11 protein-coding genes are annotated in these 9096 nt (G+C 61.5%); 8 read left to right on the forward strand and 3 right to left on the reverse strand.

Annotated features, from left to right (window positions below; translation table 11 throughout):
- The first annotated feature begins 107 nt into the window (after positions 1 to 107).
- The 5 genes from IFT82_RS14750 to IFT82_RS14765 all read left to right on the forward strand — a co-directional run bounded on the left by IFT82_RS14750 (position 108) and on the right by IFT82_RS14765 (position 4955).
- On the forward strand, positions 108 to 2564 hold the full coding sequence (locus IFT82_RS14750; protein WP_192128131.1) for a methyl-accepting chemotaxis protein: 2457 nt from the start codon (positions 108 to 110) through the stop codon (positions 2562 to 2564).
- Positions 2561 to 3994 (forward strand): chemotaxis protein CheW, encoded by a 1434-nt coding sequence (locus IFT82_RS14755; protein WP_192128133.1) that lies wholly within the window; start codon positions 2561 to 2563, stop codon positions 3992 to 3994. Before IFT82_RS14750 ends, IFT82_RS14755 begins: the two co-directional genes overlap by 4 nt.
- Before the next feature lie 17 nt (positions 3995 to 4011).
- Positions 4012 to 4254: a hypothetical protein gene (locus IFT82_RS14760; protein ID WP_192128135.1), complete on the forward strand. Its 243-nt coding sequence runs from the start codon at positions 4012 to 4014 to the stop codon at positions 4252 to 4254.
- Between the two features lie 109 nt (positions 4255 to 4363).
- On the forward strand, positions 4364 to 4723 hold the full coding sequence (locus IFT82_RS20575) for a hypothetical protein (RefSeq protein WP_207105795.1): 360 nt from the start codon (positions 4364 to 4366) through the stop codon (positions 4721 to 4723).
- A 43-nt stretch (positions 4724 to 4766) separates the two neighbouring features.
- Entirely contained in the window at positions 4767 to 4955 is a 189-nt protein-coding gene (locus IFT82_RS14765; protein ID WP_192128137.1) for a hypothetical protein, read from the forward strand.
- A gap of 3 nt (positions 4956 to 4958) precedes the next feature.
- Here IFT82_RS14765 and IFT82_RS14770 read toward each other — a convergent pair whose 3' ends face one another.
- Positions 4959 to 5555 carry a recombinase family protein gene (locus IFT82_RS14770; RefSeq protein WP_192128139.1) on the reverse strand — a complete coding sequence of 199 codons (597 nt, stop codon included), beginning with the start codon at positions 5553 to 5555 and terminating at the stop codon, positions 4959 to 4961.
- 70 nt (positions 5556 to 5625) lie between these two features.
- Positions 5626 to 5850, reverse strand: coding sequence for a hypothetical protein (locus IFT82_RS14775; protein ID WP_192128141.1), 225 nt, complete (start codon positions 5848 to 5850; stop codon positions 5626 to 5628).
- Positions 5851 to 6137: 287 nt separating this feature from the next.
- On the opposite strand from IFT82_RS14775, the gene IFT82_RS14780 reads away from it, so the two are divergent.
- Positions 6138 to 6425 carry a hypothetical protein gene (locus IFT82_RS14780; RefSeq protein ID WP_192128143.1) on the forward strand — a complete coding sequence of 96 codons (288 nt, stop codon included), beginning with the start codon at positions 6138 to 6140 and terminating at the stop codon, positions 6423 to 6425.
- 37 nt (positions 6426 to 6462) lie between these two features.
- Here IFT82_RS14780 and IFT82_RS14785 read toward each other — a convergent pair whose 3' ends face one another.
- A complete protein-coding gene (locus IFT82_RS14785) occupies positions 6463 to 6798 on the reverse strand; it encodes a hypothetical protein (RefSeq protein WP_192128145.1) in 336 nt (111 codons plus the stop codon).
- Between the two features lie 155 nt (positions 6799 to 6953).
- On the opposite strand from IFT82_RS14785, the gene IFT82_RS14790 reads away from it, so the two are divergent.
- The gene (locus IFT82_RS14790; RefSeq protein ID WP_192128147.1) at positions 6954 to 7154 is read left to right on the forward strand and encodes a hypothetical protein; all 201 of its coding nucleotides are present in this window, start codon (positions 6954 to 6956) and stop codon (positions 7152 to 7154) included.
- Between the two features lie 656 nt (positions 7155 to 7810).
- A complete protein-coding gene (locus IFT82_RS14795; protein WP_192128149.1) occupies positions 7811 to 9046 on the forward strand; it encodes a DEAD/DEAH box helicase family protein in 1236 nt (411 codons plus the stop codon).
- Positions 9047 to 9096 lie beyond the last annotated feature (50 nt).

Consider the following 9096-nt stretch of genomic DNA (forward strand, 5'->3'; position numbering starts at 1 on the left):
TGCCGAAATTTCAAGCGTATAACCGCCCACTGCCGCCGGAGGCGGAGCGCCGGCTCTATAATGGGCTGATCGGGTTAGCGCCCCAGCCCTCGGCGAAGAGACACGTCATGACCGCACAATTTCCTCAGGCAACCCTTCAGCCACCGGCCGCCGATGCGGGTCTGCACGAACTCGGTATGATCCTCGACGATACGCAGGCGGTGATCGAACTCGCGGTCGACGGAACAGTCCTGCGCGCGAACGACATCTTCCTGCGGCTGATGGATTACGCGCCCGAAGAGGTCGTCGGACAGCATCACCGTATGTTCTGCGACGACAGCTATGCCAAGAGCGCGGATTACGAACTGTTCTGGCTTGGCCTGCGCAGCGGCACGCACAAGGATGGCGAATTCAAGCGGATCGCCCGTAACGGCCGCGAAGTGTGGATCAGGGCGAAATACTGCCCGGTGATGGAAGGCGACACCGTCGCGCGCATCATCAAGATCGCAATGGACGTGACGGCTACCAAGCAGGAAGCGATCCTCCATGAGGGGCTGTTGGCGGCTATCAGCCGCGCCCAGGCGGTGATCGAGTTTGATCTTGGCGGCAACGTACTCGCCGCCAACGAGAATTTTCTGAAGATCAGCGGATATTCGCTCGATGAGGTGGTCGGGCAGCACCACCGCCTGTTTTGTACGTCCGACTTTGCCCGCTCTTTGGAATATGGCCAGTTCTGGGAAAAGCTGGGGCGTGGCGAGTATCATGCCGGTGCGTTCAAGCGCGTGGCCAGAGGCGGCAAGGAAATCTGGATTCAGGCTACCTATAATCCGATCCTCGATCTGCGTGGCCGCCCCGTGAAGATCGTCAAATATGCCATGGATGTCACGGCGCAGCGACTTGCCGCGGCGGAAGCCGAGGGCAAGGTGGAGGCGGTCGGCCGCCAGCACGGCGTCGCCGAGTACGACCTGTCAGGCAAGTTGCTCGTCGCCAACGACATATTCTGCTCGATGATGGGGTATCGTCCCGATGAGATCGCGGCGCTGCACCATCAGGAACTCTGCCATCCCGGCTGTCATATCCATGCCGATTACCGGCAGTTCTGGGTCCGCATGGGCCGCGGCGAGCACGAAACCAGTGATTTCCGTCGCGTCGGCAAGGATGGACGTGAGGTCTGGGTGAATTCCAGCTTCCACCCGATCCTCGATCTCGACGGCCGCCCGTGGAAGGTGGTCGAATATGCCACCGACATCACCGAGGCAAAGCGCATCACCCTGGAATTCGAAGGCAAGGTGGAGGCGATCAGCCGCGCCGAATGCGTGCTGGAAACCGCGCTCGACGGCACCGTGCTGGCGGCCAACGAGAATTTCCTGCGCATGGTCGGTTACGCGATCGAGGAAATCCGCGGCAAGGACCAGCGGATGCTGGTCGAACCCGAAGTGGCGCAAAGCGAGGCCTATCGCCAGCGGGCGGAAGGATTGTCACAGGGAGAATTCCTGTCGGGTGAGTTCAAGCGCATCGCCAAGGGCGGGCGGGAAGTGTGGATCCGCGCCACCGTCAACCCGATCTTCGACACCTGTGGCAAGCCGTACAAGCTCGTCACCTATGCGATGGACGTGACCGAGGACAAGCTCCGCTCGATCGAGACGGAGAACCGGCTGGCCGCGATCGAGCGCAGCCAGGCGACGATCGAGTTCGATCTGGACGGCACGATCCTGACGGCGAACGCCAATTTCCTGGCCGTCATGGGCTATACCCTCCGCGAACTGGTCGGCCAGCATCACAGCATGTTCTGTATGCCCGATTACCTGAAATCGCGCGAATACGGCGAATTCTGGCGACGGTTGAATGCGGGGGAAACCCATTCGGGCCGTTTCCACCGCGTCGGCAAATATGGCCGCGATGTGCATATCCAGGCCAGCTACAGCCCGGTCTACGATCTGTCCGGTACGCCGGTGCGTGTCATCAAACATGCCTATGACATCAGTCATCAGGTCGAACTGGAACAGCAGATCGCCACCAAGAGCCAGGCCATGCACGGCATGGTCGCGCAGTTGACGGAGGCGACCGCCACCATCTTCGACGGTGCGACGGGGGCGAGCGCGCTGTCGGCCGAAACCGACGGTGCCGCGACGGAGGGAAGCGGCGCGATCAACAAGGCGATCGAGTCGATCGAACTCATCAGCCGGTCCTCGGGCAAGATCGGCAAGATCGTCGGGGTGATCGGCGAGCTCGCCAGCCAGACGAACCTGCTCGCCTTCAACGCCGCGATCGAGGCAGCCCGGGCGGGCGAGCACGGCGTCGGCTTTTCCGTCGTCGCCGAAGAGGTCCGCAAGCTGGCCGAACGCAGCGCCGATGCCGCCGCCGAGATCGCCCGGCTGATCGAGGAATCCAGCGAACGCGTCGCGCACGGTACCGAACGCTCGCATACCGCGCGGGCCGCCTTCGACGGCATCGTCGCCAGCGTCGGCAAGACCGCGCGTTCGATCGACCGGATCGCCGAGGCGGCCGACACGCAACGACAGGTGACGGTGAAGGTGGTGGGGATGATCGGGGAACTGGCAGCCTCCACGGGCACCCGGGAATGACGGACCATGAAACGGAAAGCGGCACCGGCGGGCGGCGCGCACCGATCGATGTCGGGTTGATGCGATTGTGCGGATACGATCTGGCGATCCGCGCCGACAGTATCCGCGAGGTGGTGCCACTGCCGGACACGCTGCATGCCGACTTCTCCGGGACGGGCGCCTGTTTCGGCACCATCATGATCCGGGGACGCGCGATCCCCGTGCTCGACATTGCCGGGCATCTGGGCTTCGCGCGACCATCCCGGGCTACCGGCGTCGTTGTCGTGCTGCGTGAAGGGGACAGGCTGCTCGGGCTCGTCATGGACATGGTATCGGGGCTGGCCCGCATTGCCGCCGACGACGTGCAACCGTTGACGGGCGTCGCCGATGGCCAGCGATCGCTGGTCGCCAGCGGCTTCCTGCATGGCCAGGCGCTTTTCGGTCTGATCGATCAGGCCGCGATATTCACCCTGCCGGGTGTGACCCATGCGGTCGAAGTGGGGAAGGACGAGCGACGGACCGTCGACGTGCGCGGCGCGGTGGTGCTAGTGTCGGTGGCGGATACCCAGATCGCCATCGATACCGGCTTCGTCGTGGCAACGGTGCCCGGCGATACGATCATGCCCAGCCCGGAGCCGGCCGGGCCGTGGATGGGTGTCGTCCGCTATCTTGATCGGGAGGTGCCGGTAATCGACGATCTCGCCCTGCTCGGCCTGACCGGTCGCGCGGCCGAAGGCGCGCGCGGCGCCGTCGTCATCGTGCAACTGGCGGAGGATCGGATGCTGGGGCTGAAGATCGACCGCATCCGGCGCATCCTGCCGCTGGGTTTCGGGTCGCTGCACCCATTGTCTCGCGAACTGGGCGGGCAATTGCCGTTGTTTCGTGGTGCCGTTGTCGATCATGAGGCGCGGCAGAGTCTGATGCTGGATCACGATGCGGTACGGGAATGCGCCGTCCTGCGGACGATCGCCGCGCTGACCCGACGGACGGGGAAGACCATCGCCGATCGACCGGGCGAGACGCATGCCGGCAGTTCACAGGCCTATGTCGTGTTCCGGACGGGTGCGGGGCACGGGGCGGCATCGCTTGCCTCGGTCAAACAGATCGTCCCCTTTCCGGTCGATGCCGCCCCGACGCGCCTTGCTGGCTCTACCCTGTGCGCTATCGCCAGCTATGACGGCGCGCCCCTGCCGCTGTTCGACTTCGCCGATGCGCCGGTGGTCGCGGGCATGGCTGGCCGAATGATCATCGTCGTGGAGAGCGACGGCGCCTTCAACGGGCTTGTCGTCGAGAAACTGGAGACGGTCGCCCGCACCGTGCCGCAGCCCCGGCCTGGTACATCGCAGGGCCAATTCATCCATACGCAGGTCGATGGCCAATCCGTTGCGGTGACGGTCTGCGACCTGGCCCGGCAGGTGCGCCTGCTGGCTGGATCGATGGCGATCACCTGATCAGGGACGGCGGGCACGTGCGCGACCATCCGTCGCGATCGGCGGCGGTGGTTGCCATGGCGAAGAAGATCGGCCGTGCGCCACGGACACTGCATGAGTGGTTGAAGCAGGCGGAAGTCGCCCCCCGCCGCCTGCCTTCCGACAATGCTTCACATCGCCGGAACGTTGTAGGCCCGCTACGGGCGGGATATGCCGCCTACATGGCGCTACCGGTCGCCGCCCGTGCCGGGCTGGTCAACTATCACGGCCGGCCCGTCTAGGATCTCGATCGAGCATGAGGCACCATGCTGGCAGAGCTGGACATGTCCACCGGCCGCGAATGGAAACCGTACATCCGGCAGCACAGCATCGCGACGCTCGCCCGCAATCGTGGCGCCGCTAGAGCGGCATCTGGAAGGCTTTATAGGTCCCAGCGACGGAAGCCAGACCGAGGTCTACGCGATCGGGGAATTCCCGAGCATCATCACTGCGCTGCAAAGCATCGCCGATGACATCGAAAAACTGGTTCCGGGGGCTTTGCACCGGAGTCGCACCGGAAAGACCATTTCGGCAACCCCGGCCGGGGAAGCAAAAATGCAAGGAAAATCAATAGATTGTCATGTGGTGCCGCTTACAGGATGGGACAGCGCCGTATCATCAGGACCGTTGTTAGACGGCCCAGGCGACCGTTGGCGACGGCTTTTCATGATGGGGGCATCGCCCGTGGCATCGTCGTCGGGACCGGGTTGATGCGGGGCGGATAGATCAGAGTTCATGAGAGGGGTTCCGTGACATGAAGCATGATGAACGGTGCGCTGACGAGATTGGTGATGACGAGTGCTCGATCTGCCGGGGCGAAATCTCGGATGGGTTCATCGAACGGGTGAAGGCGGCGGCGGCAGCGCCGAGTATTGTGATGAGTGCCGAGCAGGCGATGGTCTGGTTGACGAACTTGAGCGCAGGAGGGGTAGCCAAGCGGTGAATGTCAGGCGGCTTGCACCATCTGCTGCTTCATCCGGTGCACGGTCCCGACGCCAACCCGGAGCGCCTTCGCCGTGGCGTTGATGCTGGTGCCCTGCGTGAGCGACCGTCTGATGCGCTCGGCCTTGTCGGAGTCGAGCGGGGGGCGACCGCTTTTCTTGGTCGAGCGGGCGAGGCCGGATTTGACCCGTTCGGAGATCATCGAGCGCTCAAACTCGGCGAACACACCCAGCATCTGGAACATCGCCTTGCCACTCGGCGTCGAGGTGTCGAGCGCCTGCACATGCAGATACAAATCCACCCGCCGTGCATCGAGGTCGCCGAGCAGGGCAACGAGGTGCTGCAACGACCGTCCGAGGCGGCAGACCGACCAAGCGGCCACCATATCAAATTCTCGACGGGTGATGGCCTTGAGCATGGCGTCGAGGCCAGGGCGCTTGTCGCGCCCGCGAGCCCCGGAGATGCCCTCATCGGTATAGTGCGCGACCACCCTCCAGCCCATGCGCTCCGCCATCATGTGGAGGTCGCGTAGCTGGTTGTCGGTGGTCTGCTTCCCGTCGTTGGTCGAGACACGAGTATAGATGGCAACGCGCTTGGTCATACTTGATGACTCGCTCCAGTTCAGGAGTGCGTCAACCAAATAGTTATGGCCTCGATCTTATTATCAGTGATTATCCCTGACTTGATGGTTCATAACCCCCAAACGCAACTGGTCTGACATCGAACTTGGTTTTCAGAGCCATCATGATGTATGAGTCCCACTCATCATCGTCATCCTCATCCGCAAGCACAAGATAGGAAGGAAGGCCAACATCTGCCGTCACAGGGAGGTGTTCATTGCCGCTTGGCCACGAAATGTTGTTGATGGTGTAGAGGTATCCGCTGAAGCCGTTCATGATGTTGTTCCGTAAATTGTCGGACCCTGTGTCCGATGTCATCACGATAACCGGGCCACCCGCTCGGCTGCATTAATTAAATTCATCCTGTCATGATGGATTGGATGTCCCGTCGGTTCGTCCGGTAACTGGCTGGACAGCACAGTGCAGTCATCCAGATTTCGCTTTGTCTCCAGAAATGACCGCTTCGCCTTAATTGCACTCGTCAGGTGTAAAGATCGACGGCCTCTAAATGAATACATATCACCAAGGCGCATCCCGTGCTTTGGCTCCGTAAGGATGCCGATATGTCTCCGGACACGAAAAAATCGAAAGCCACACTCATCAATATTGACGTGACCGGTGCCCTGAAATTCAGGGCTGCTGCCATACTGGCTGCTGCGAAGGCTGGTGAGTCACCTATCCGCGTCATCGCCGCTGACATCCAGCACCATCTTGGCAGTCAGCAGGTCAACGCCATGGTCGGCCGCATGATCCGGGAGTGGCTCGGCCCCACCTTCAAGGTTGTTGGACGCAAGAAGTGGCCACGTGAGCACGGCACCGAGTCCGGTGCGATCTACGCTCAAGTCGGCTGACACAGCGCACTCCAGGGATAGGCGCAGTTATCCCTTATCATTCCACATGCGGTAGCTTGGCTGCTCGATATACGCCAATACCGAAGCCAAATACTGGCGCGAAAACAAGGTGCAGCAATGCCTGACCAAGCCCGTTATCGCGCCAGTCGTCTGAAAAAACGATGATTGCCATAATCAGGAATGCGACGGACCATTTAGCGAGGGTGCGAACCACGGCTCCCTGACGACCATATTTCATCACATAAGCGACACGTTTGTCATGTGCTCGCTGATCTTCGATTTCTCGTTGTTCGTGAAATCGAGCGTCGTCTTCGCGAGCACGCATTCTGGTCCACTCGGCTTCACGAATGAAGCGGCGCGTTTCTTCGTCCATTGTGTGTCCCCCCACTGAACCTCATTGAGGAAGCATGCCGCCGATTGCTCGACCGAACGGCACGCAGCCCCTTTGAGCCTTGATCCTTAACCGATACCGTTTATGATAAGCGGTATCGGTTAAACGTCAATGACGGACGGCAGCGCGAGGGGTGGATGGGAGAAAGCGATACCGCTATTCGCGTTTATGTGACGAAACCAAAAATCTTCGATGAAGCCCTCCACCTGCGCGCACGCGCGGGCACCAAGGCGCGCATCGATGCTCTGCGTGGCGCAATGAGGCAGGGTGATTTTGTCCGCGTGCTCATTGAGGAAGCCCTGGAACGCCGTGAGGCCCAAGCGGCTGAACGAGAATAGGGCGACCGACTACCCGGCCCTGTCATTCCAAATCCAACCGGTTCTGGAACGGTTGAAACAACGCTGCCGGATCGACGGAAAACCGGGCCGTTCGAGCGGGTGAAGACAGGTAGGTTTCTGGAACACTCACTATGTCCACTCGCCGTTCTTCCCAGGGAGGTCGCCTCGGTCATCAGGTGGTGGCCGATCGAGGGAAGCAGCAGCATTCATCAAGGCGAACTTGTTTTGCTCATCGGGGAACACCGAACCGGGTCGGCACCTGTGGTGTCGATCCAGTGAAGCTGTTCGCGGTGGGCGCAGACGGGACCGCCAGAGCGGGACCGGCAAGGCCGACGCCTCAACTGACAGCATGATTGCTCATGTCGAACGGTGCCACGCTTCGCGCGTCCCCGGCCCTCGGCACTGGTCGCCCCTTGCTGGCGCGGCACGAGGCCGCACCATCAAGCGCCGATTCAGCACCTTCGTGCAAGTTCATGTGGTCGAGGTCGAGGCGAACCAACACCACCCTCGGACATCATGTCCGCATTCAACCTTCTACTATTAGAGAGTTTCGTGCGGACACTCGCGCGAGATGATCAGAACGGCGGAGGGAATCAAATAATGTTTGCTGTGGTGCGATCAGCTATACTGGGGGCATCACTAATAAGAGTTTCATTGTGAAAGTATACTACGACGATTCTCCGACCGGTGTCGGGAAAACCACACGCGCTATCACCACCCTTTGCCGCCAGCCCTGTAAAGCGCTCTTCATCACCGAGCGTAAGAACGCCTTCGACGAACTGGAAGGTGAAATAGGGCGGGTTGCCGCCCACATGGGCACGCGCCCCCTGATTCGCAAAGTTCATAGCGATCCGGGCAATCGCGGAGGCAGCGTTGTTGAGGAGATCGAAGCGCTGCCCGACCGCTATGCGGGCTGCTCCCACCTGATCGTCATCGCCACGCATGCCGCGCTGCTCCGATCGAACTTCAGCGACTTCGCCGGTTGGCGGATCGTTATCGACGAGGTGCCTGCCTTCCTCGATTTTGAGGAGAAGCGGACGCATTTGGACGCTAACTTCTTCGAGCGGCATTACGGTTTGGAGCAGGTGGTGGGGCGATGGCATGCGATTACCCTAACCGAGGCGGGGCACACCATCACGGCAGCAGACATCCGCGCAGACCGATCTCATGCCCACCTCGGCGTCTTCCACGCGCGAGTCATTGAGGCGAGCCGACCGGGCGCGAAGCGGGTGGTCTTGAGCAACCTCGCTGACTGGCAGGAGATGGCCGACCGCAAGGTTCAGTGGTGCTGGGCAAGCGTTTTCTCGCTCCGCGAACTCGCTGCGTTCGACCATGTAGAACTGCTCGGCAACCAGTTCCGCAACGATATCGGCAGCATCCTCGCCGATTGGCTGGAAGTTGAGGAGGTCGAATGGGAGGCGCTCCCGCCGTTGACGAGCGCTCGCCGGTTCGAGCATCGTCCGCTGACGATTCACTACTTCTTCGACCGGCCTGCGTCGAAGTCGCTGTTCGCCAGCGATCAGGGGAAGGTCGCGTTGGCCGCGATTGGACAGCATCTCGCGACCGTGCTGCCAAAGGCGCACTCGATCTGGACGGCGAACGACACAGCCGAACTCGGCGCACCCACGCCGAAGGCATTGCTGGGGCTGCCCGAGAACGACTACCTCACTCCGCGTCAGGCTGGAACGAACCGTCATATGAGCGTCAGCCATGCCGCCGCGATCTACTCGGCCAAGCCCTCATCGAATCTACGTGGGCTGCTGACGGCCCTCCACCTTGACCCCGTGATCTGGACCCGCAGTGTCGAGTTCGAGACCATCCTCCAGTTCGTCACCCGGACCAGCGTGCGCGATCCGGCCAACCGCACGCCTATCCACCTGTGGGTGTTCTGAGCTGCTGCCGGTCCCATGGACACCAAGTTAGGCTACATGAGCCTGCTTCT

Source organism: Sphingomonas sp. CFBP 8760, from assembly GCF_014841615.1.
Taxonomy (GTDB): domain Bacteria; phylum Pseudomonadota; class Alphaproteobacteria; order Sphingomonadales; family Sphingomonadaceae; genus Sphingomonas.

Bases quoted from the DNA above. Each gene is read 5' to 3' on its own strand.
- IFT82_RS14750 (WP_192128131.1), top strand. From the start codon at position 108: ATGACCGCACAATTTCCTCAGGCAACCCTTCAGCCACCGGCCGCCGAT.
- IFT82_RS14755 (WP_192128133.1), top strand. From the start codon at position 2,561: ATGACGGACCATGAAACGGAAAGCGGCACCGGCGGGCGGCGCGCACCG.
- IFT82_RS14765 (WP_192128137.1), top strand. From the start codon at position 4,767: ATGAAGCATGATGAACGGTGCGCTGACGAGATTGGTGATGACGAGTGC.
- IFT82_RS14770 (WP_192128139.1), bottom strand. From the start codon at position 5,555: ATGACCAAGCGCGTTGCCATCTATACTCGTGTCTCGACCAACGACGGG.
- IFT82_RS14775 (WP_192128141.1), bottom strand. From the start codon at position 5,850: ATGAACGGCTTCAGCGGATACCTCTACACCATCAACAACATTTCGTGG.
- IFT82_RS14780 (WP_192128143.1), top strand. From the start codon at position 6,138: ATGTCTCCGGACACGAAAAAATCGAAAGCCACACTCATCAATATTGAC.
- IFT82_RS14785 (WP_192128145.1), bottom strand. From the start codon at position 6,798: ATGGACGAAGAAACGCGCCGCTTCATTCGTGAAGCCGAGTGGACCAGA.
- IFT82_RS14790 (WP_192128147.1), top strand. From the start codon at position 6,954: ATGGGAGAAAGCGATACCGCTATTCGCGTTTATGTGACGAAACCAAAA.